At 45.6% G+C, this 20,996-nt stretch carries 20 protein-coding genes and 8 tRNA genes; all 28 read left to right on the top strand.

Annotated features, from left to right (window positions below; translation table 11 throughout):
* Positions 1–160 precede the first annotated feature (160 nt).
* The 28 genes from J2Z20_RS09800 (at position 161) to J2Z20_RS09665 (ending at position 20,994) form a co-directional block, all read left to right on the top strand.
* A tRNA-Ser gene (locus J2Z20_RS09800) sits at positions 161–252 on the top strand.
* Between the two features lie 29 nt (positions 253–281).
* Positions 282–358: transfer RNA gene (locus J2Z20_RS09795), tRNA-Met, on the top strand.
* 11 nt (positions 359–369) lie between these two features.
* A tRNA-Val gene (locus J2Z20_RS09790) sits at positions 370–445 on the top strand.
* A gap of 5 nt (positions 446–450) precedes the next feature.
* Positions 451–526: transfer RNA gene (locus J2Z20_RS09785), tRNA-Thr, on the top strand.
* Between the two features lie 7 nt (positions 527–533).
* Positions 534–610, top strand: a tRNA-Asp gene (locus tag J2Z20_RS09780).
* Positions 611–692: 82 nt separating this feature from the next.
* A tRNA-Phe gene (locus J2Z20_RS09775) sits at positions 693–765 on the top strand.
* Between the two features lie 11 nt (positions 766–776).
* Positions 777–862 (top strand) — tRNA-Tyr (locus tag J2Z20_RS09770).
* A 6-nt stretch (positions 863–868) separates the two neighbouring features.
* Positions 869–941 (top strand) — tRNA-Lys (locus J2Z20_RS09765).
* A 118-nt stretch (positions 942–1,059) separates the two neighbouring features.
* Positions 1,060–2,178, top strand: a complete 1,119-nt coding sequence (locus tag J2Z20_RS09760; protein WP_209848874.1) for a PucR family transcriptional regulator — start codon at positions 1,060–1,062, stop codon at positions 2,176–2,178.
* A gap of 103 nt (positions 2,179–2,281) precedes the next feature.
* Complete coding sequence (locus tag J2Z20_RS09755; RefSeq protein ID WP_209848872.1) at positions 2,282–3,403, top strand: ABC transporter ATP-binding protein; 1,122 nt, start codon at positions 2,282–2,284, stop codon at positions 3,401–3,403.
* Between the two features lie 239 nt (positions 3,404–3,642).
* The gene (gene hprK, locus J2Z20_RS09750; protein WP_209848869.1) at positions 3,643–4,578 is read left to right on the top strand and encodes an HPr(Ser) kinase/phosphatase; all 936 of its coding nucleotides are present in this window, start codon (positions 3,643–3,645) and stop codon (positions 4,576–4,578) included.
* A 12-nt stretch (positions 4,579–4,590) separates the two neighbouring features.
* The gene (lgt, locus tag J2Z20_RS09745) at positions 4,591–5,637 is read left to right on the top strand and encodes a prolipoprotein diacylglyceryl transferase (RefSeq protein ID WP_209848867.1); all 1,047 of its coding nucleotides are present in this window, start codon (positions 4,591–4,593) and stop codon (positions 5,635–5,637) included.
* An 11-nt stretch (positions 5,638–5,648) separates the two neighbouring features.
* The gene (ppaX, locus tag J2Z20_RS09740; RefSeq protein WP_209848865.1) at positions 5,649–6,281 is read left to right on the top strand and encodes a pyrophosphatase PpaX; all 633 of its coding nucleotides are present in this window, start codon (positions 5,649–5,651) and stop codon (positions 6,279–6,281) included.
* 19 nt (positions 6,282–6,300) lie between these two features.
* Complete coding sequence (locus J2Z20_RS09735; protein WP_209848863.1) at positions 6,301–6,789, top strand: acyltransferase; 489 nt, start codon at positions 6,301–6,303, stop codon at positions 6,787–6,789.
* Positions 6,790–6,892: 103 nt separating this feature from the next.
* Positions 6,893–8,125 (top strand): acyltransferase, encoded by a 1,233-nt coding sequence (locus J2Z20_RS09730; RefSeq protein ID WP_245252174.1) that lies wholly within the window; start codon positions 6,893–6,895, stop codon positions 8,123–8,125.
* 175 nt (positions 8,126–8,300) lie between these two features.
* On the top strand, positions 8,301–9,482 hold the full coding sequence (locus tag J2Z20_RS09725; protein WP_209848861.1) for an ATP phosphoribosyltransferase regulatory subunit: 1,182 nt from the start codon (positions 8,301–8,303) through the stop codon (positions 9,480–9,482).
* A gap of 29 nt (positions 9,483–9,511) precedes the next feature.
* Complete coding sequence (hisG, locus tag J2Z20_RS09720; RefSeq protein WP_209848859.1) at positions 9,512–10,150, top strand: ATP phosphoribosyltransferase; 639 nt, start codon at positions 9,512–9,514, stop codon at positions 10,148–10,150.
* Positions 10,151–10,180: 30 nt separating this feature from the next.
* A complete protein-coding gene (gene hisD, locus J2Z20_RS09715; protein ID WP_209848856.1) occupies positions 10,181–11,476 on the top strand; it encodes a histidinol dehydrogenase in 1,296 nt (431 codons plus the stop codon).
* Positions 11,477–11,478: 2 nt separating this feature from the next.
* Positions 11,479–12,081, top strand: coding sequence for an imidazoleglycerol-phosphate dehydratase HisB (hisB, locus tag J2Z20_RS09710; RefSeq protein WP_209848853.1), 603 nt, complete (start codon positions 11,479–11,481; stop codon positions 12,079–12,081).
* A 2-nt stretch (positions 12,082–12,083) separates the two neighbouring features.
* On the top strand, positions 12,084–12,704 hold the full coding sequence (hisH, locus tag J2Z20_RS09705) for an imidazole glycerol phosphate synthase subunit HisH (RefSeq protein WP_209848850.1): 621 nt from the start codon (positions 12,084–12,086) through the stop codon (positions 12,702–12,704).
* Between the two features lie 49 nt (positions 12,705–12,753).
* Positions 12,754–13,485 carry a 1-(5-phosphoribosyl)-5-[(5-phosphoribosylamino)methylideneamino]imidazole-4-carboxamide isomerase gene (gene hisA, locus J2Z20_RS09700; protein ID WP_209848846.1) on the top strand — a complete coding sequence of 244 codons (732 nt, stop codon included), beginning with the start codon at positions 12,754–12,756 and terminating at the stop codon, positions 13,483–13,485.
* A gap of 36 nt (positions 13,486–13,521) precedes the next feature.
* Positions 13,522–14,280: an imidazole glycerol phosphate synthase subunit HisF gene (hisF, locus tag J2Z20_RS09695; RefSeq protein WP_209848929.1), complete on the top strand. Its 759-nt coding sequence runs from the start codon at positions 13,522–13,524 to the stop codon at positions 14,278–14,280.
* Positions 14,277–14,963 (top strand): bifunctional phosphoribosyl-AMP cyclohydrolase/phosphoribosyl-ATP diphosphatase HisIE, encoded by a 687-nt coding sequence (hisIE, locus tag J2Z20_RS09690; RefSeq protein WP_209848843.1) that lies wholly within the window; start codon positions 14,277–14,279, stop codon positions 14,961–14,963. The genes hisF and hisIE overlap by 4 nt, the downstream gene beginning before the upstream one ends.
* Before the next feature lie 33 nt (positions 14,964–14,996).
* On the top strand, positions 14,997–15,821 hold the full coding sequence (hisJ, locus tag J2Z20_RS09685) for a histidinol-phosphatase HisJ (protein ID WP_209848840.1): 825 nt from the start codon (positions 14,997–14,999) through the stop codon (positions 15,819–15,821).
* Positions 15,822–16,022: 201 nt separating this feature from the next.
* The gene (locus J2Z20_RS09680) at positions 16,023–16,970 is read left to right on the top strand and encodes a ribose-phosphate diphosphokinase (protein ID WP_209848837.1); all 948 of its coding nucleotides are present in this window, start codon (positions 16,023–16,025) and stop codon (positions 16,968–16,970) included.
* A gap of 152 nt (positions 16,971–17,122) precedes the next feature.
* Positions 17,123–18,865, top strand: a complete 1,743-nt coding sequence (locus tag J2Z20_RS09675) for a tetratricopeptide repeat protein (RefSeq protein ID WP_209848834.1) — start codon at positions 17,123–17,125, stop codon at positions 18,863–18,865.
* Between the two features lie 39 nt (positions 18,866–18,904).
* Positions 18,905–19,861: a thioredoxin-disulfide reductase gene (trxB, locus tag J2Z20_RS09670; RefSeq protein WP_209848831.1), complete on the top strand. Its 957-nt coding sequence runs from the start codon at positions 18,905–18,907 to the stop codon at positions 19,859–19,861.
* Between the two features lie 182 nt (positions 19,862–20,043).
* Positions 20,044–20,994: an ROK family glucokinase gene (locus J2Z20_RS09665; RefSeq protein WP_209848828.1), complete on the top strand. Its 951-nt coding sequence runs from the start codon at positions 20,044–20,046 to the stop codon at positions 20,992–20,994.
* Positions 20,995–20,996: the final 2 nt, after the last annotated feature.

Here is a 20,996-nt window from a genome sequence, read left to right as displayed (position 1 = left end):
CAATGCATGGAGCTGACCAATACTAATCGGTCGAGGGCTTATCCTAATAGAATGAAACGCAAATTCACATTTCGGTACTAGTTTTCAGGGATTGATACCTGAATAAAAGCTTCAAGTCCATGAAGAGTATGGATATAACTCGCAGCACACTGCGATATTTGGAGAGATACCCAAGTGGCTATAAGGGGACCCTCTGCTAAGGGGTTAGACTGCGTAAGTGGTGCGAGGGTTCGAATCCCTCTCTCTCCGCCATTAGGACAAAGCTTTTATTATGAAAATTTGGCGGCGTAGCTCAGCTGGCTAGAGCGTACGGTTCATACCCGTGAGGTCGGGGGTTCGATCCCCTCCGCCGCTACCAATACATATAATGGAGACTTAGCTCAGCTGGGAGAGCATCTGCCTTACAAGCAGAGGGTCGGGGGTTCGATCCCCTCAGTCTCCACCATTTATGCCGGTGTAGCTCAATTGGTAGAGCAACTGACTTGTAATCAGTAGGTTGGGGGTTCAAGTCCTCTCGCCGGCACCATCGATGCGGAACCGTGGTGTAGAGGCCTAACATGCCTGCCTGTCACGCAGGAGATCGCGGGTTCGAATCCCGTCGGTTCCGCCATCTTTATTCACATAACCGATTGTGAATAAGTACGAAGTGGAGAGGTAACTCCCGCCACTTTATTTTTTTGCCAATTACATATGGCTCGGTAGCTCAGTCGGTAGAGCAGAGGACTGAAAATCCTCGTGTCGGCGGTTCGATTCCGTCCCGAGCCACTTTCCTTCGTGGAGGATTAGCGAAGTGGCCAAACGCAGCAGACTGTAAATCTGTTCTCTGACGAGTTCGGTGGTTCGAATCCATCATCCTCCACCAGTTTATGAGCCATTAGCTCAGTTGGTAGAGCACCTGACTTTTAATCAGGGTGTCGAAGGTTCGAGTCCTTCATGGCTCATCTCTGATTGTAAATTAAGCCATCAACTTAACGGTTGATGGCTTTTTTGTTATCCATTTCTAATGACAGCAGATATGATACAATAAAAGAAAACGATTTGTGTGGTGGTTAACTGCCCATGGTGGAGATGGAGACGCTTAAACAAAAGTTGGAACGTATTCTCGGAATGACTCTACGTGAAAAGAAGATGAGTCAGACAAAGTGGAATTCACTAACTACTAATACGGACAAGAGACATCATTGGTCTGAGGCTCAGTTTAATCGCAAGCTTTATTTTCTTTGGAAACAGCTAAAGGATTCGGTTATTGCTCTAGAAATTGATGAAGATAAGGTCAGCGAGTCTGAACGAAAATTAATTGAACTCCTATTAGAAACATATCGAGAGGCGAATGAAGGATTACTCCAATCGAATAATGAGGATGAATGGCTTAGTAAGCAATTAGGTGCCTGGCTGAATGATCAACTGCATCAAGGATACACGTCAGCTGTTATACCAGACCATATTGGTCCAGCTCATAAGCTACATCAAAAGATGGTGCCTTTTTTACTCATATGTGAGAACATTCAAGACACGGTCGTTTCTTATGGCGGTTTGAATAAACTGATGACCAGTTATTTTGGCGGTGATATACAGCTTATTCTGCTATCAGAGTCTAAGCAGCGCAAAGAGTGGCTTATCCTCACGGAGGAACACCTTATTACTGGCGGGCAGGAAGATAAAGAAGAAGGCGAAGAGACAGAGAAGGAGCTTCTATCTGCGTTATGTTATGGTATGTATGAAGTGATTGCCAGTGAATGGCCGGGTACTTTTCATATTTCAGCGGCGCCTGTTATGGATCCAATATCTTCGCTGCTAAGCACAGTGTCATTACTTCGAGAGACTGCACAATTAGGACGAGCTTTCTATGTTACGGAACATATCCATCTTCCTTGGGAGCTGCAATTAGAACGGTTAATATACAGCATCCCTCCTGAACAGCGTGACCGGTTTATACAAGAAGCAGAAGAATATACCGGGCTGTACCACGATAAAGAGATTATTGCGACACTGGATGCATTTTTCAAAATGGACTGCAACGTGAGTGAAACGGCAAAACATTTGTATATCCATCGAAATACACTTATTTACCGTCTAGATAAATTTAAACAAGAAACAGGACTTGATGTGCGATCCTTTAAAGACGCGGTCGCGGTGAAGCTGATGCTGCTGTTGTATAAACTGACAAAAACGAGCTGATATTTTTGTGCAGTTTGCGAGTAGCCAATGTATGGGCTTTCATATAAGATAAAGCTATCGAATATGAATTCGATTTCATTTTATCTTAGAGGGGGAAATTTTCATGGCAGGCGTACGTTTAGAGCACATTTACAAAAAGTATCCAGGAACTGATAAAGCAACAGTTGTGGATGTTAACTTAGATATTAAAGATAAAGAGTTTCTTGTATTGGTAGGACCATCAGGTTGCGGTAAATCTACAACTCTTCGGATGATCGCAGGCTTGGAAGAAATTTCAGAAGGTAAACTGTATATCGGCGACCGCGTCGTTAATGATGTTGCACCTAAAGATCGCGATATCGCGATGGTATTCCAATCCTACGCTCTTTATCCTCATATGAACGTATATCAAAATATGGCGTTTGGTTTGAAACTTCGTAAAGTGAAAAAGGACGAAATCGACAGACGTGTGCGTGAAGCAGCTAGAATTTTGGATATCGAGCATTTGCTTGATCGTAAACCAAAAGCTCTTTCCGGTGGTCAACGTCAACGTGTAGCGCTTGGCCGCGCTATTGTCCGTGATCCACAAGTATTCTTAATGGACGAACCTCTTTCTAACTTGGATGCTAAACTGCGCGGTCAAATGCGTGCAGAAATTACAAAACTTGCAAAACGTTTGGAAACTACCGTTATTTACGTAACGCATGACCAAATCGAAGCGATGACGATGGGTGACCGAATTGTCGTTATGAAAGACGGAGTCATTCAACAAGCAGCTTCTCCTGAAGAACTGTACAACAATCCGCAAAACATTTTCGTAGCCGGATTTATCGGTTCTCCTACAATGAACTTCATCAATGGTACTTTGTCTGAGCAAAACGGTACAGTTCGTTTCAAAGCTCAAGGCATTGATGTTGAAGTCCCACAAGGTAAAGCTAATATTCTAAGAGATAAACGCTATGTAGGTAAAGAAGTGATCCTGGGTGTTCGTCCAGAAGATTTGCATGAAGAACCGGTATTCTTGGAAGCTTCTCCAAATACAATCTTCACAGCAAACGTAGACGTAACAGAGAACCTTGGTCATGAAATGCTCCTTTACTTGAGCGGACTAGGCAGCGACACAGTCATCGCTCGCGTAGACGGACGTTCAACAACTCGTGAAGGACAAAATGCAAAACTCGCAATCGATATGAACAAAATTCATATTTTCGATAAAGAGACTGAATTGAACGTTTTCTATCAATAATAAGTAGAAACAACTACTGCCACAATACTTAGCGCGCATCACAGAGTACAAAATCCGCCTAAACAGGCGGATTTTTCTGGTTTCAACCCATTTCCATATCTGTACATCAGCAATCATTGATTTACATTACAAATTGCTATACGATGAATGATAGTGGATGAAAGTGCTCCATGAGGATGTAATGTACATACATGATGGATTCGGCTTAGACATCCAGTTTGTGAAAGGAAGAACCTATAATGGCTAAGAATGTAAAGGTTTCGGAACTTGTTCAACAGTTTCAACTTGAAGTGATTTCTGGTGAGCAAGGATTAAAACGACAAATTACAGTGGATGACTTATATCGTCCTGGACTCGAAATGGCTGGGTACTTTGAATATCATCCGCATGAACGGGTACAAATTTTAGGGAAAACAGAGCTTGCATTTTTCTCGATGCTGTCGCCAGAAGAGCAGAAAGATCGAATGAAAAGATTGTGTAATGACGATGTTCCCTGCATTATTATTACGAGATCATTGGAAGTGCCTAAACAGTTAGTCGAAGTCAGCTCAGCAAGAAATATTCCTGTACTTCGAAGCAGTATGGCAACGACGATTCTCTCCAGCCGAATAACGGGCTTTCTTGAACGTAAATTAGCACCAACTGCCACGATTCACGGAGTATTAGTAGACGTATATGGTCTTGGGATGTTAATTACGGGAAGCAGCGGTATTGGTAAAAGTGAAACAGCGCTTGAGCTTGTAAAAAGAGGGCATCGTCTTATTGCCGATGATGCAGTAGAAATTCGCCAAACGTCTGATAATCAGCTTCATGGAACAGCACCGGAGTTAATTCGTCATTTGCTCGAAATTCGTGGTGTAGGTATCATTAACGTAATGACATTGTTTGGCGCAGGTGCAATTCGTAATGATAAGCGGATTAACGTTGTCGTTAAACTGGAAGCTTGGCAGCAGGAGAAACAATATGATCGTCTAGGATTAGATGAAGAGACAACTCGGATCATCGACACGGATATTCCATTAGTGACGATTCCAGTTCGCCCAGGACGTAACTTGGCGGTCATCATAGAAGTTGCCGCAATGAACTTCCGCTTGAAACGGATGGGTTACAATGCAGCACTGCAATTTACTACAAAATTGACAGAAACGATCTCTGAAGATATTGATTTAGACTAGGAGCGTGAATAAATGGGCACATTGTTACTCAATCCGATCGCTTTTTCCATTGGACCGCTGCAGGTGCATTGGTACGGATTAATATTGGGCTTAGGAGCTTTAGCAGGGCTTGCACTTGCGATTAGAGAGGGAAGCAGATTTAATATTCCTCAAGATTTTTTTATTGATCTGTTATTGCTTGGAGTGCCATCCGCAATCATCGGTGCTCGTATTTATTATGTTGCCTTTAAGTGGGAAGATTACAAGGATCATTTTATTGATGCATTTAAAATATGGAATGGCGGAATTGCGATATATGGTGCGTTGATTGGTGCCATTATATGTGCAGTGATCTATGTCCGCTCTAAAGGATATAATTTCTGGAGAATTGCCGATATTTGTGCCCCGGGACTCATTGTTGGTCAAATGATTGGACGTTGGGGTAATTTCGTCAATCAAGAAGCATACGGTGGACCGGTTAGCGAATTGTTTCTAAGAAACCAGCTGCACCTTCCAAATTTTATTGTTGACCAAATGAATGTGAACGGTGTATTCCATCATCCGACCTTCTTATATGAATCTTTGTGGAATTTCGTCGGTCTGATTGTGCTTCTCATCTTGCGACGCCAGAAATTTTTGCGTGCAGGAGAGCTATTCTTCTCCTATTTCATTTGGTATTCCATCGGACGCTTCTATATCGAAGCGCTTCGGACAGACAGCTTGGCCTTTAAAGGTCCAGCATGGCTTGAATCTTTAGTGGATGGGCTATGGTCTCCGATGAGATGGTTTGGCTTCAAGCCAGGTCATTTGGATTTAAATTATGGAAATGTCCGTATATCTCAGCTGCTTGCTATACTTATTGTCATTGCAGCTGTAGTCCTTATTATTATCCGCCGCAGAAGCGGACAACCTGTCTATTACAGCGACCCCATTTCTTCTACGAAAAGGGCGGCTGCGGGCAATGGTGTGTTGACAGAAACGGAATTGTCGTCTAATAATGTAAAGTCTGCAAATATAGAGAATAAGACTATAGAGAATAAGACAAAACAGAGCGCGAAAAGCGAGGATATGAAGGAGTAGAGAGTGGCAACATGATTGAAACTATACTGTTTGACCTTGATGGAACGATTATAGATACGAATGAACTGATTATTTCTGCTTTTATAAATGTATTGTCAGATCATGTTCCTCAGCCGTTTACTCGTGAACAGATCATCCCAGTCATGGGTATTCCGCTGGAAGAGCAATTGCGAATTTTTACCGGCAAGGAAGATGTAACGGAGTTTGTGAAGGCGTATAGAGAATACAATGCAAAGCATCATGACGATATGGTTAAACTCTTCCCGAACGTGAAGGAAGTGATCGCCAAATTGTACGAGCAAGGGTTCACACTTGGTGTCGTAACGACTAAGATGAGAAGTTCGACATCCAGAATCATGGAAATGTTCGATCTAGGAAAATATATGTCTGTTCTTGTGACAGTCGATGATGTCGAGCATCCAAAGCCGCATCCTGAGCCAGTGCAAAAAGCTGTGCAGCAGCTTGGGGTCAATCCTGCAACTGCGCTTATGATTGGTGACAGTCCGATTGACATTCAATCGGCTCAGGCAGCTGGCACGAAGTCTGCTGGTGTGGCTTGGTCGCTCAAAGGCGAAGAGGTACTGAAGAAGTACAATCCGGATTATATCCTGCATAATATGACTGACTTATATCACATATCGTAAGATTGGAGCCAAATGAGCCGTGAGAAAGGTGGAGCGGTATCCTGTAGAAGGATCGAACGCATTGTGGCAAATATACCGGACAGTAAGTCCGTGGAAGGGCGTAAAAAATTTTATTTTTATTCAGCTCGCACGCTACTGCCCTATTCTACCGGTTAAAAATTGGATATATCGTCATGTGTTAGGCATGTCGGTAGGGCGTGACACCGCATTTGCGCTGATGGTGATGGTGGATGTCTTTTTCCCTGAAAGAATTAAAGTGGGAAATAACTCTATTATCGGCTACAACACGACCATACTGGCTCATGAGTATCTTATTTCAGAATATCGGCTTGGGGATGTCGTCATCGGTGATGAAGTGCTGATCGGAGCGAATACGACTATTTTGCCGGGCGTTACGATTGGGGATGGTGCCGTTGTTGCTGCCGGCTCGGTCGTGCACAAGGATGTCGCTCCTGGATCTTTTGTCGGTGGGAATCCGCTGAGGGTGCTGGAACGGAAGACAGAATAGCTCCATATTTTTATGAAAACAAATAAAATTTGTAAAAAAATAAGTCTCGAAGAGTAACTCTTCGGGACTTTTTGGCGTTTACTTCATAAAAGGAGTTGATGTATTGGCTGAGCAGAAGGAACGTTTACCTCAGTTGGATCTTTTTCGCGCATTTGCCATATTAGGAGTCCTGCATGTACATTCTTCTTCGTACGCAGCTGGAATTCAAGCGTTAAACTCTCCCTATTATTATGTATACAGCTTTATGAATATATTTTTTAAATTTGGGACTCCGTGTTTTATATTTTTAAGCAGCTTTGTGCTGTTTTATAACTATTACGAAAGGCCGTTTACCAGTCGTCTTATAACAATGTTCTATCACAAACGATGGTTGTACATATTGCTTCCGTATGCGCTTGCTTCGCTTATTTATTTTTTGTTAGCCACCTATGTTAACGGGTTGACCCATTCGTCTCTAGCAGAGCATCTCACTCGTTTTCTATTCGCATTGGGTACAGGTACGGCGTATACGCATTTATACTTTGTGTTTATTAGTGCGCAGTTTTATATTCTGTTTCCTATTTTGTTAGCTCTGTTAAAATCGCAGCGCTGGCTTGTAAGATGGTCTATCCCGGTTGGACTGCTTTTACAATGGGCATTTGTGTTCTGGAATAAATATGACCTGAAGATGATGGATAAAGGCAACTATGCGTTATCTTACTTGGCCTATTACATGATGGGTGCGTTCATTGCCGTTTATTTTCAACAATGGAAAGTTTGGCTGACAGGAAAATGGAGTGATATGAGTACTAAGCTTAAGCTTTGGACGGTTACACTTTGGACAAGCTGGCTCGTCGCCGCGCTCGTTCATGTTGAGGTATGGCATGTCAGCCGTTTAACGAACAAATGGCTTGATTCGTTATGGTACGAGCTGTTATGGAACGTTCATACGATGTTGTCGGCGCTTGTACTGCTGCATGCCGCATTCCATATCTATAAGTTAGGAAGTAGCAAAGGGCAAGGAGTTATTGGATCTACGGTCATTTTGCTTTTGAGAAGGCTTGGAGAGCTGTCTTTTGCTATTTATTTAGTTCATCCATTAGTACTTGCCGTGTATCGAAAATTCCGTTATACGATTTCCCCGGAATCAATGACGTATATGTTTTGGATTTTTGGCGGATTGTTGTCGGCGTTGCTATTGTCGTGGGCGGTTGTCCAATTTGCATTTAGGCGCATTCCTTTTGCATGGATGTTTTTGGGGAATGTTCCTGTTTTTTTAAGAGAAAAATCAAAGGCAGTCCAACAACCATTGCATAAGAAAAACGAATCGGAACAAGCGGATATGAAGCTGTCTTGACTGGCGAATAGCCAGGCTGGATAGCTTTTTATATTTGATTCGAGACTGCTTGCTTAAAACAAGGCGTTGACGAAAAATAATTATTCATGTTACGATAACGAATATTCTTTACTTTGGTAGCATATTAGCACTTTACCATAATGAAGAATCTGACCGAATATTTGAGGTGAGTGAGATGTCTAAACCAAAAGGGTTTGAAAAACCCGCAGGCGTTCGTGATTATTTGCCCCATGTGGTCGATAAGCTGCGAGCTATTGAGCGTAATGTGCTTGATTGCATGTCTCGCTGGGGATACCGTGAAATGATGACTCCGACGATGGAGTATTACGATACCGTAGGTGTTGCGAGCTCAACATCGGATCAAAAGCTGTTCAAGCTGCTAAATAACCGAGGCACTACGATGGTGCTCCGTTCTGAAATGACGGCGCCGATCGCTCGTGTAGTGTCCTCTTTATTAAAAGAAGAGCCGCTCCCTCTTCGCATTTCTTACCACTCGAATGTGTTCAGAGCGATTGAGGAAGAGGCGGGACGCGAGGTTGAGTTTTTTCAGACAGGCGTTGAGTTAGTCGGGGATGATTCAGCTGAGGCAGACGCGGAAGTCGTTGCATTAGCGATCGCTTCGCTTCAAGCTGCGGGTGTGAAGAAGTTTAAAATTGCGATTGGACACGTCGGATTTCTAAACGGTCTTCTCGAGCAGACGCTTCCTGGACGACATGAGGAGCAGCAAAAGCTTAAAGATGAACTGCTTCGTCGTGACTATGTTGGTTACCGCGACACGGTCGCAGAGCTGAATTTGCCGAGTGAACAGAAGAAAGAGCTTGAAGATATTCTTCGTCTGCGAGGCGGAATCGAAATTTGTAAGCAAGCATTAGAGCTAAGCAGCAGTCTAGCCCGCTATTCTATCGCACATTTGTGTAAGGTGTGGGAAGTGCTTGAAGCGTATGGTGTTTCAGAGCATGTGCTGATCGATTTAACGATGATCGGAGATTTTTCGTATTATACGGGCATGACCTTTGAAGGTTATGCAGCTGAGCTCGGATTCCCGGTATGCAGCGGCGGCCGTTATGACAACCTGCTGGGGCAGTTTGGACGCCCGGCACCTGCAACAGGGTTTGCGCTAAAAACGAATCGGATTCTAGATGGTGTAGACGGCCTTGAAGTGAATATAGAAGGGCCGGTTCTTATTCGTTATAATGCCCCGCAGCGCAAGGAGGCATTTGCAGAAGCGGCTAGACTTCGCCAACTAGGAAGCAAGGTTGTGACTAGAATCGTTAATAGTGAACAAGAACTTGCTGCTTACGATAATAAGATCCAGCAAGTGTACAGCGACGTAAAAACGTATGTGTCTTGGACTTAAGAACAACAAGCTGAGAGGGGGTTCATTGTATGGCCGACACATTAAAAATAGCAATGCCTAAAGGGCGTATATATAAAAAAGCATCCGCGTTATTCCGTGAAGCAGGTCTAGATATTCCAGTCGATATGGATGAGACGCGTAAACTCGTCATTCCGGTCCAAGAGATGGGCATGGAATTCATTATGGCAAAGCCGGTAGATGTCCCGACTTACGTGGAATACGGTGTAGCTGATATCGGCATCGTCGGCAAAGATGTGCTGATGGAAGAAAATAGAGATGTATACGAATTGCTCGATTTGGGTATTGCGCGCTGTCGTATGTCGGTGATTGCATTGCCGGATTGGAAGCCAGGCATTCAGCAGCGAGTGGCGACGAAATATCCGAATATCGCTTCGCAATATTTCCGCGAACAAGGCCAGCAGGTTGAAGTGATTAAACTGAACGGTTCCATTGAGCTGGCGCCGCTGATCGGTCTAGCCGATCGCATTGTTGATATGGTAGAGACGGGCCAGACACTAAAGGAGAACGGTCTCGTGGAGATGGAAAGTATCTTTAATATTACAAGTCGTTTAATTGCTAATCGTGTTAGTTACCGAATGAAGAACACACAAATTCAGTCTTTATGCGATCGTCTGCAAGAGGTCATTCCTACTTCAGAAGTGAAATAAGCACTATCTCTTGAAAAGGGGAAAATGAACATGAAAATGGTTTCAGCTAGGCATTTTGATCTGCGCCGTGAAGTGGAATACGGCTCACCTGAACAGAACGAAGCGGTACAAAATATTGTAAAGGCTGTTAAGCAAGAAGGAGACGCAGCCCTGCTGCGATTTACGGAACAGTTCGACCGTACGCGTCTTACCGCTGATAAGCTGCGTGTAACGAAGGAAGAGCTGCAGGGAGCCTATGATCAAGTAGAGACTTCATTTGTAGAGGCAATCCGTGCTGCGGCAGCTAATATTCGTTCCTTCCATGCGAAGGAAAAGCGGAATTCTTGGATGGATTTACAGCCAGACGGCAGTTTGCTCGGCCAGATAATCAGACCGCTGAAGCGGGTCGGCGTCTATGTACCCGGAGGTAAAGCGGCTTATCCATCTTCTGTACTTATGAATGTCATTCCTGCTCAAGTGGCAGGTGTGCCGGAGATTGTGATGGTGACACCGCCGGCAACTGGCGGGAAGGAAGGAATTGATCCGTATATATTGGTGGCGGCAGCCGAAGCGGGTGTGCATGAAATTTACCGCGTAGGCGGAGCACAAGCGATTGCCGCACTGGCCTACGGTACGGAATCGATTAAGCCGGTTGATAAAATTTGCGGACCAGGGAACATTTATGTTGCTCTAGCGAAGCGAGAGGTGTACGGCGTTGTTGATATTGACAGCATTGCAGGGCCGAGTGAAATCGTTGTTCTAGCGGATGACACCGCCGATCCAGCATACGTGGCTGCCGACCTTCTATCGCAAGCAGAGCATGATGAAATGGCATCGGCCATATTGGTAACTTCTTCACAGCGTTTTGCTGAAGAGTGCCAAGCTGAAGTTCTGCGTCAACTTCATTTGCTGCCGCGCCGCGAAATCGCAGAGAAGTCAATTGAAAATTACGGTGCAATCATTGTAGTTGACTCCATTGATGAAGGGATTAGCGTTGTGAACAGGCTTGCTCCAGAGCATCTTGAGATGATGATTGCGGAGCCTATGGCTCATGTTGGCAAGGTGGAGAATGCTGGCGCTATTTTCTTAGGTACGTACAGTTCCGAGCCAGTAGGTGATTATTTTGCGGGACCGAACCATATTATCCCGACAAATGGGACGGCACGGTTCTCCTCACCGGTCGATGTGGATGATTTTATTAAAAAATCGAGCATGATTTACTACAGCAAAGAGGCGCTTCTACAAAATGGCGAGACCATTATGGAGCTTGCTCGCAGAGAGGGACTCGAGGGGCACGCCCGGGCTATTGAAATTCGCTTGAACAAAGAAGGAAAGGCAGGGAACTGATCATGGGTAACAATGAACAAGTACGCGCGGCCAGTGTGAGCCGTAAAACGAATGAAACAGATATTAAGCTTACCTTTGGTATAGATGGTACGGGGGTATCGGAAATCGAAACGGATGTTCCATTCCTCAATCATATGCTCGACCTGTTCACGAAGCACGGACAGTTTGATCTAAATGTACAGGCACGGGGCGATATTGAGATTGATGATCATCATACGGTTGAGGATATCGGGATTTGCTTAGGTCAAACGCTTAGAGAGGCACTTGGAGACAAGAAAGGAATTAAGCGTTATGCGAGCGTGTTCGTTCCAATGGATGAAGCACTCGCACAAGTCGTTATTGATATTAGCAACCGCCCGCATTTCGAGTATCGTGTGCAGTATCCATCCGCTCAAGTAGGCAGCTTCTCAACGGAGCTTGTTCACGAATTTCTATGGAAGTTCGCGCTGGAAGCGCGCGTGACACTCCACGTTATTGTTCACTATGGTCAGAACACGCACCATATGATTGAAGCGGTGTTCAAGGCGCTTGGTCGCGCACTCGATGAAGCGACAAGTATTGATCCGCGTGTGACGGGTGTACCGTCCACGAAGGGAGTGCTGTAGCCGTGGCCATTGCAATCATCGATTATGGGATGGGCAATTTGCACAGCGTCAGCAAGGCTGTAGAGCGCCTAGGGTATGAGGCGCTCATCACGGCAGACCGCGGCGCGATTCTCGCCGCGGATGGGGTTATTCTGCCTGGCGTGGGCGCCTTCGGCGACGCCATGGCATCCTTGCGCGAGACCGGGCTTGACGCGGTCGTGCGCGAAGCAGCAGCGGGCGAGCAGCCGCTGCTGGGCATTTGCCTTGGCATGCAGCTACTCTTCAGCGAGAGCGAAGAGCATGGCAAGCACGAAGGGCTCGGCATACTGCCGGGCACCGTGGTGCGCTTTGACAGCGGCAAGCTGAAGGTGCCGCATATGGGCTGGAACAAGCTGAGCTTTGTACAGCAGGACAGCCCTATTTTCACGGGGCTGGAAGAGGGCCATGTGTACTTTGTTCATTCTTACCATGTGAAGCCGGAGCGGCAGGGCGATTTGCTAGCGACAACAGATTACGGTGAAGATGTTACCGGGGTTGTAGGGCGCGGCAATGTTTACGGCATGCAGTTCCATCCAGAGAAGAGCGGGGAGCTCGGCATGTCGCTGCTGCGTAATTTCTTGCTTCTAACGGAAGCAAAGAATTAATGAATGATTAATAATGGACTTTCTTACAATGAATGAGCGGAGGAATGGCATGTCTTCTTTTATCATATATCCAGCGATCGATATCAGGGGCGGTAAATGCGTCAGACTGGTTCAAGGTGATTACAATCAAGAGACAGTATATAACGACAATCCCGTAGAAGTGGCTAAAGCATGGGAATCTCAGGGTGGCACTTTCATCCATTTGGTTGATTTGGATGGGGCGAAGGCTGGTTACCCCGTGAATGATGAGATTATCGGTGAAATTGCACGCAGTGTAAACGTCCCTGTGCAAGTCGGCGGGGGTCTCCGTACGCTTCAAGATGTGGAAAGGCTGCTTAATCTCGGCGTGAGCCGCGTCATTATCGGAACAGCTGCTATTGAAGATCGCGCATTTACAGAGACAGTGCTAGCGAAATACGGCGACAAAGTAGCGATTGGTATTGATGCAAGGAACGGTTACGTAGCGACACGCGGCTGGCTTGAGACATCAGAAGTAAAGGCAGATGTGCTTGCGAAGGAGCTAGCTTCGAAGGGTGCGAAAACATTTATTTTTACCGATATTTCTCGTGATGGCATGATGCAAGGGCCGAATGTGGAGGCGATTGTCGCACTCGCAAAAGCTTCTGGGCAGACCGTTATTGCATCCGGCGGCGTAACAAATATGGAAGATTTAACGAAACTTGCGGCTCACCGTGAGGATGGTGTCGGCGGTGCAATCGTAGGCAAGGCACTTTATACAGGTAATATTGATTTGAAGACAGCAGTAGGAACGATCGGCTAGAAATATAAGCAGTTCAGGATAGGAAGGGTGAGAAACGTGCTGGCAAAACGAATTATCCCTTGTCTTGATGTCAAGGACGGTCGTGTTGTGAAGGGCGTCAATTTTGTAAATTTGCGCGATGCTGGTGATCCGGTTGAACTAGCCGCCATCTATGATCAAGAGGGCGCAGATGAGCTCGTGTTCCTTGATATTTCTGCTTCGGTGGAAGGGCGCGCTACGATGGTTGAAGTCGTGAAGAAAACGGCAGGTGAAATCACCATTCCGTTTACAGTAGGCGGAGGCATATCGCATGTTGATGACATGAAGCGTATTTTGCGTGCAGGCGCTGATAAAATCGGCATGAATACCGCAGCGGTTAAAAATCCGCAACTTATCTCAGAAGGAGCACGGAAATTCGGTTCGCAGTGCATCGTTGTGGCGATTGATGCCAGGTTTAATGAAGCGTGGGGCGAATGGGAAGTGTACACTCACGGCGGACGAACGCCGTCAGGATTGCGCGCATTAGATTGGGCGAAGGAAGCAGAAAAGCTGGGTGCAGGTGAAATTTTGCTGACCAGCATGGATGCGGACGGCACGAAGGATGGGTTCGATATTCGGTTGACACGTGCGGTGAGTGATTTGGTAACCATTCCGATCATTGCATCGGGCGGAGCGGGCACGAAGGACCATTTTTATAATGTGTTCACCGAGGGCAAAGCCGATGCAGGTCTTGCAGCGACGATTTTTCACTATAAAGAGATCGCTATTCCAGATTTAAAACAGCACTTGAAGTCTAGAGGGGTGGAAATAAGATGAGCAGCAGTGTAAACAGCATCATGGAGCAAATAAAATGGGATTCATCAGGCCTTGTGCCTGCCGTTGTACAGGATGCAGGTACGAAAGAAGTATTGATGGTTGGTTATATGAATGAGGAATCACTGAAACTATCCATGGAATCGGGGGAAACTTGGTTTTGGAGCCGCTCTCGTGGGGAGCTGTGGCATAAGGGAGCAACTTCTAACAATACGCAGTCGATCGTATCTTTAAGCTATGATTGTGATGGAGATACACTGCTAGTTCAAGTGGTGCCGAACGGACCGGCTTGCCATACTGGTGAGAACAGCTGCTTCTTTAACGCTATTCCCTTTGAACCTAAGTTAAATCCATCGCAAAAGCTAAGCCAAAGCCAAAGTCGTGCAGATCGTTTTGCAGTACTTGGAGAGCTGGAGACGCTGATCGCACAGCGTGATGCCGAACGCCCGGAAGGTGCATACACAACGTATTTGTTCGAGAAAGGCATTGATAAAATATTGAAAAAAGTCGGTGAAGAAACGGCTGAATCGATCATCGCTGCCAAGAATGGAGACAATGATGAGCTTCGCTATGAGGTGAGTGATTTGATCTATCACTTATTAGTTTTGCTGCAAGAACGGAAGCTTCCGCTTGATGAGATTATGGCTGAGCTTGACCGCCGCCATGAACGTCCTCGGAAGGATTAAGATTTGCGGATATGAATGGGGGAGGGACAAGAGATGAAGATTGATTATCATACACACCATGCTCGCTGCGGGCACGCCGTAGGTAACCTGGAACAATATATTACTCGAGGCATCGAGACCGGTCTTGAGCAAATTGGGTTGTCTGATCATATGCCGCTCCTTCATGTGGATCCCTCTTCGTATTATCCGGAGATGGCGATGCCGATGGAGGAGCTTCCTCGTTATGTAGAGGAATGTCTATCTCTTAAAGAGAAATATCGAGGTCAAATCGATGTGAGAGTAGGGCTTGAAGGCGATTTTATTGAAGGATGGGAAGAGCAGATTGAGAAGCTCACCAGCAGTTATCCTTTCGATTATGTCATTGGCTCTGTTCATTTTCTTGGGGAATGGGACGTTACGGATTTTCGTCAGACGCATAACTGGGAAGGCAAAAATGTGCTGCAGGTATATAGACAATATTATGACGCGGTTCAGAAGGCTGCTAAGACGGGACTTTATGATTTTATTGGTCATATAGATGTTATTAAACGGTTTGGTCATGTTCCTGGTCCTGAGGCGGAGGATGAAGTCCGTGCACTCGAAGAGGCTGCGCTTGACGCAATTCAGCAGAGCGGCGTCGCTATGGAGCTGAATGCATCTGGACTGACGAAGCCTTGCGCAGAGATGTTTCCAAGCCGTTCAATTCTAGAAGGAGCTTACAAGAGAGGAATCCCGCTCACCTTAGGTTCCGATGCGCATGATCCAATGAAGCTCGGAGAAAATTTGGATCAAGCACGCGCTTTGCTTCACGCAGTCGGTTTTACACAACTTGCTACATTTAATAATCGTGAACGCGTGATGGTGTCATTTGATAAATAGTAGATTATCCATGATATAATAAGATGAACAGTAATCATTCTGACTTATTGTCACGCGATTAGAGAAACGAGTACGATTGTTGCACAGAAAAGTTTCTCTTTTACACGAATTGAATCTAAGGAGGGAAACCGATTTGTCAAAACGTGCAACGCTGTAGAAAATCGCCCGTAGATTTCTATAGTGTTTTGGCAGGCGGATATTATGCAGAATAATCTGCGTATATTTTCGGGTTCTTCAAATCCGAAATTAGCTGAACAAATCAGCGAAAAGCTAGGTGTCAATCTAGGTAAAATCAAACTTTCTCGCTTCAAGAGCGGCGAAATTTATGTACATTATGAAGAAAGTATTCGTAACTCTGATGTTTTTCTCGTTCAATCCCTTTCTCACCCCGTGAATGAATTGTTCGTTGAACTGCTCGTCATGATTGATGCAGCAAAGAGAGCATCTGCGCGTACGATTAATGTTATCGTTCCATACTATGGGTATGCGAGACAAGAGAGAAAGTCCGCTCCCCGCGAACCGATCTCTGCGAAGATGGTTGCTGATGTGCTGACTACGGTTGGAGCAACACGTGTCATTACGATTGATCTTCATGCGCCAGCGATTCAAGGCTTCTTCAATATCCCGGTTGATCATCTAACAGCGCTCGATCTGATCAGCGATTATTTAAAATCGAAAAATATCGAAAATCCTGTCATTGTATCTCCAGATGCCGGTAGAGCGTCGATGGCAGAGAAGCTTGCGAATCGATTAGATTCGCCGTTTGCGATTATGATCAAGAAGCGTCCAAAACATAACGAATCCGTCATTACACATATTATCGGGGATGTTAAAGATCGAACGCCTATTATTATTGAGGATTTAATTGATACAGGTTCAACGATTATTCACGTTGTGGAAGGCCTGAAAGAGCGCGGTGCCAAAGACGCGATTGTCTGCGCAACGCACGGACTATTTTCGGACAATGCAATTGAACGGCTCGTTCATCCGAATATTAAGGAAGTTGTCATTACGGATTCGATTGCTTTGCCTGAGGAACATTCTTCTAAATTTACGATTTTATCGGTAGCACCGATTCTTGCAAAAGCGACTCGCATTATACGAGAAGGCGGCTCTATTGCAACGTTGTTTACAGATTCGGCTATCTAATCATAGAGCTCATTTAGACTCGCTAATAAAGAAATTGCCCGTAGATATATGGGCAATTTCTTTTTCTCTTGTAAAGATGCGGTTTTCTAATTATGATATACTACTGATGTGGAACGATTGTTTACAAGTTTCAAAGGAGGTGCCTTGCACTAATGAAAGAGAAAACTTTGCGGGCTGAACAGACGCGCAACAATATCATTCCTATTCATCTCGATGCTACGTTTTTCTTTGAGAGAGCTGTCCGCTCGTTGGATCGCAATCATTATGACAAGGCATTGAAATATTTTCGCAAAGCTGTCGAATATGAACCGGAAAATGCAGTCAATCATTGTAATTTAGCAGGAGTTTTGTCGGAAATGGGAGATTTCGAGGGCTCTAATAGAGTGCTGAAATCTATTTTGGATGATGTCGATCCGACCATGACTGAATGCTATTTTTATATGGCGAATAATTTTGCCAATATGGAACAGTTTGAAGCAGCGGAAGAAGCGCTGATCACATATTTGGAAGAAGATCCTTACGGCCAGTTTCTAGATGAAGCTGAAGAAATGATGGAATTGCTTCGTTTTGAGCTGCATCGGCCTACCAAGGTAAGTAAAATTAAGGCGCGAGAAGGTATGGTTGAACATGACCGCGCGCGGGCGCTTCTTGAAGAAGGAAAGTTTGCGCAAGCGGTAGAGCTGCTCGAAGAAATACTAGAAGAGCACCCTGATTTCCTAGCGGCTCGCAACAATCTAGCACTTGCCTATTACTATATGGGCTTTTTTGATGAAGCGAAGGACGAAATCGTGAAGGTTCTTGATGAAGAACCCGGGAATTTGCATGCTCTGTGCAATTTAACGATTTTATATCAGCATGAGGGCAATAGGAAGGCAGTAGATGAACTTCTCAGTACGCTGAGGCCTGTCGTTCCTTTCCATCAGGAGCATGTGTTTAAACTCGCAACGACAATGGGCATTCTTGGTGAGCATGAGGCGGCTTATGGCCATTTTTGTCGATTGCTGAAAGACGACGAAGTGAATTTCGATCCTTGTTTATTCCATTATGCTGCAGTAGCGGCATGGAACACGGGGCGTTACAACAATGCGAGACGGCACTGGATTCAGGCCGATAAGTTGGATCCGGAGTCAGGAATTGCACGTTTCTACTTATCACAGTATGACAGCTGGGCGGATGGCACACTTCAGCCGCAGCCAATCAGCTATCATTACCATCTGCCGTTTGAGGAGCAGTTTAAGCTGTGGCAGAAAAATGGCGGAACAATTCCGGAAAGTGTCAAAGCGGATCCGCTTGTTCGTTCCTCGTTCTTCTGGGCACTTAGACACGGTAATTATGATACGAAGCTGCAGGTGATTGAAGCGCTTGGACAAGTTGGGGACTATGAGGTGCAGCAGGCGCTTCGCGCTTTTCTCGTAGAACCAGACGAAGAGGAGTCACTCAAAGATGTTGCGCTTTTCGTGCTCCGTCATCTCGGGGTGAAAGGACCGCTTCCGCTCAAGCAGGGTGGTTCTACAACCTTCGTGAATCCGGAGATCGTCACTTCAGAACTGCCAGAGTGGAATAATGATTGGCAGCGGGTGGTCAGCACTGCTTTTAAGCAGATGAAGAGTCGTTATGATGTGATGCAGCAGTATGATCTCGAGAACCTCTGGGTTGAATATTTAACGAAAGTGTATCCAGATGTGCCGGTCATTTTCCATGTAGAAGGCTGGGCAGCTGCGCTTGAATATTTAACTGCGAAAATGCACCGTCATCCTCTTACCTATCAGGAAGTGGCTGAGCGCTACGGCATATCGGTATCGACAGTGAGTAAATATGCCCGGCAAATCGACCAAGTATGCGGCATAAAAGATAAAATAAAGGCTATTTTTCCATCCAATACGGGAAACATATAAATAACGTCCAATATAGTGACTATGAGGAGGTTATTCATGATGTATAAAACGATTGTGATCGGAACAGGCCCTGCGGGACTGACGGCCGCTATTTATTTGGCTCGCGCGAACTTAAAGCCTCTTGTTATCGAGGGTATGGAGCCAGGAGGACAGCTCACCACAACGACGGAAGTAGAGAACTTCCCAGGCTTTCCAGAAGGCATTATGGGTCCGCAGCTTATGGATAATATGCGTAAGCAAGCCGAGCGATTCGGTGCGGAGTTTAAGGCCGGTATGGTGACAGAAGTGGACTTGTCCAAACGTCCTTTTAAACTTAAGGTTGAGGGGATGGGAGAAGTCGAAGCAGAGTCTGTCATTATTTCGACGGGAGCTTCCGCTAAATATTTAGGCATTCCCGGAGAACAGGAGAACGTGGGCCGCGGAGTCAGCACGTGTGCGACTTGCGATGGATTTTTCTTCAGAGGAAAAAATATTATCGTAGTCGGCGGCGGCGATTCTGCTATGGAGGAGGCCAGCTTCCTAACCCGTTTTGCTACGTCAGTTACGATTGTACATCGGCGGGAAGAGCTCCGAGCTTCTAAAATAATGCAGGACCGTGCTCGCCAAAATGATAAAATTAAGTGGGCTCTTAACCGAACTCCGCTTGAAGTGGTTACGAATGAGCAAGGTGTTGTTCAAGGCCTGAAAGTGCTCAACAATAGTACGAAACAAGAGGAAATTATCGAAGCGGCTGGGGTCTTCGTCGCGATCGGTCATACGCCAAACACGAAGTTTCTAGGCGGACAAATCGATACAGATCAGAACGGGTATATCGTTGTGAAACCAGGAACGACGAAGACGAACATCCCAGGCGTATTTGCCTGCGGCGATGTGCAGGATTTCCGTTACCGTCAGGCGATTACTGCCGCGGGAACAGGATGTATGGCAGCACTTGATTGTGAGAGATTCCTTGAAGACAGCAGCACTCACGATTGGAGCCAGAGCTTGAATTCTTAGTACACGTAAAAAGGAGCTTATAAAGCTCCTTTTTCATGGTTTATATTGTCAATCATGCGTAAATGCATGTTGTTAAATGCTCTTCCCGAGGCAATCTGGTTCTCTTGACCTAATGGGAGGGTTCGCTTATAGTGAGATACGTAGGATCAAACATTTTAGTAGAAAAAAGGTGGCTTGGAAACATGTCTGAAAACATCTACGTTGGTGTAGATTTAGGCGGAACAGCGATTAAAGTCGGAATCTGTAATGAAGAGGGCCAGCTGCTCCATACTTATGAAGGACCTACTGAGACAGACAAAGGCGTCGATACGGTCATTAACAACATTGAGAAGTATGTCAGACTCATTGTTGAACAATCCCCATTTACGTGGGACCAACTGGCTGGTGTTGGTGCAGGGGTTGCCGGCTTTACGAATGTTCGTGAAGGAATTATTATTCTTGCGCCTAATATTGGTTTTAGAGATGTCCCGATTCGTAAAATTTTAGAAGAACGTCTCGGCAAGCCTGTCAAAATAGATAACGATGCGAATGTAGCGGCGCTGGGCGAAGCATGGAGCGGTGCAGGTAAAGGCATCGACAATTGCGTATGCTTTACACTCGGTACAGGTGTTGGCGGCGGTATTATTATAAATGGTAAAATATATCAAGGCTTCTCCGGTATGGCTGGTGAACTCGGTCATATTTCCGTCGTTCCCGATTTAGAAGCGATCCAATGCGGATGCGGCAAAATGGGCTGTTTAGAGACAGTTTCATCCGCGACTGGCATTATTCGTATGGCTAATGATGCTGTGGAGCGCGGCGACAGAACGAGTCTGGCGCTCGAAGAGAACATTGCGGCTAAAACTGTCTTTGATGCGGCAAAAGCTGGCGATGAAGTGGCTCTTCGTATCGTTAACCGTGCTTCATTTTATTTAGGTAAAGCGATGGCAGCTGTTGCAGCTGTGCTCAATCCTGAGCGGTTTATTCTAGGCGGCGGTGTGTCCAAAGCTGGCGATATTCTATTTAACGAAGTGAAAGAAGTGTATGCAAAACTTGCACCAGAACCGCTTCAGCAGGGTGTTGAAATCGTTCCTGCTAAGCTTGGAAATGATGCTGGTATTGTTGGTGCGGCAGGTCTTCATATTCGTTCCTAAGC

Origin of the sequence: Paenibacillus sediminis (genome assembly GCF_017873765.1) — a bacterium.
Lineage (GTDB): Bacteria > Bacillota > Bacilli > Paenibacillales > Paenibacillaceae > Paenibacillus_AG > Paenibacillus_AG sediminis.
This window is presented reverse-complemented; position numbering and strand designations above follow the sequence as displayed.

Coding starts and splice junctions, on each gene's coding strand:
- J2Z20_RS09760 (WP_209848874.1), top strand. CDS start 1,060: ATGGTGGAGATGGAGACGCTTAAACAAAAGTTGGAACGTATTCTCGGA.
- J2Z20_RS09755 (WP_209848872.1), top strand. CDS start 2,282: ATGGCAGGCGTACGTTTAGAGCACATTTACAAAAAGTATCCAGGAACT.
- hprK (WP_209848869.1), top strand. CDS start 3,643: ATGGCTAAGAATGTAAAGGTTTCGGAACTTGTTCAACAGTTTCAACTT.
- lgt (WP_209848867.1), top strand. CDS start 4,591: ATGGGCACATTGTTACTCAATCCGATCGCTTTTTCCATTGGACCGCTG.
- ppaX (WP_209848865.1), top strand. CDS start 5,649: ATGATTGAAACTATACTGTTTGACCTTGATGGAACGATTATAGATACG.
- J2Z20_RS09725 (WP_209848861.1), top strand. CDS start 8,301: ATGTCTAAACCAAAAGGGTTTGAAAAACCCGCAGGCGTTCGTGATTAT.
- hisG (WP_209848859.1), top strand. CDS start 9,512: ATGGCCGACACATTAAAAATAGCAATGCCTAAAGGGCGTATATATAAA.
- hisD (WP_209848856.1), top strand. CDS start 10,181: ATGAAAATGGTTTCAGCTAGGCATTTTGATCTGCGCCGTGAAGTGGAA.
- hisB (WP_209848853.1), top strand. CDS start 11,479: ATGGGTAACAATGAACAAGTACGCGCGGCCAGTGTGAGCCGTAAAACG.
- hisA (WP_209848846.1), top strand. CDS start 12,754: ATGTCTTCTTTTATCATATATCCAGCGATCGATATCAGGGGCGGTAAA.
- hisIE (WP_209848843.1), top strand. CDS start 14,277: ATGAGCAGCAGTGTAAACAGCATCATGGAGCAAATAAAATGGGATTCA.
- hisJ (WP_209848840.1), top strand. CDS start 14,997: ATGAAGATTGATTATCATACACACCATGCTCGCTGCGGGCACGCCGTA.
- J2Z20_RS09680 (WP_209848837.1), top strand. CDS start 16,023: ATGCAGAATAATCTGCGTATATTTTCGGGTTCTTCAAATCCGAAATTA.
- J2Z20_RS09675 (WP_209848834.1), top strand. CDS start 17,123: ATGAAAGAGAAAACTTTGCGGGCTGAACAGACGCGCAACAATATCATT.
- trxB (WP_209848831.1), top strand. CDS start 18,905: ATGTATAAAACGATTGTGATCGGAACAGGCCCTGCGGGACTGACGGCC.
- J2Z20_RS09665 (WP_209848828.1), top strand. CDS start 20,044: ATGTCTGAAAACATCTACGTTGGTGTAGATTTAGGCGGAACAGCGATT.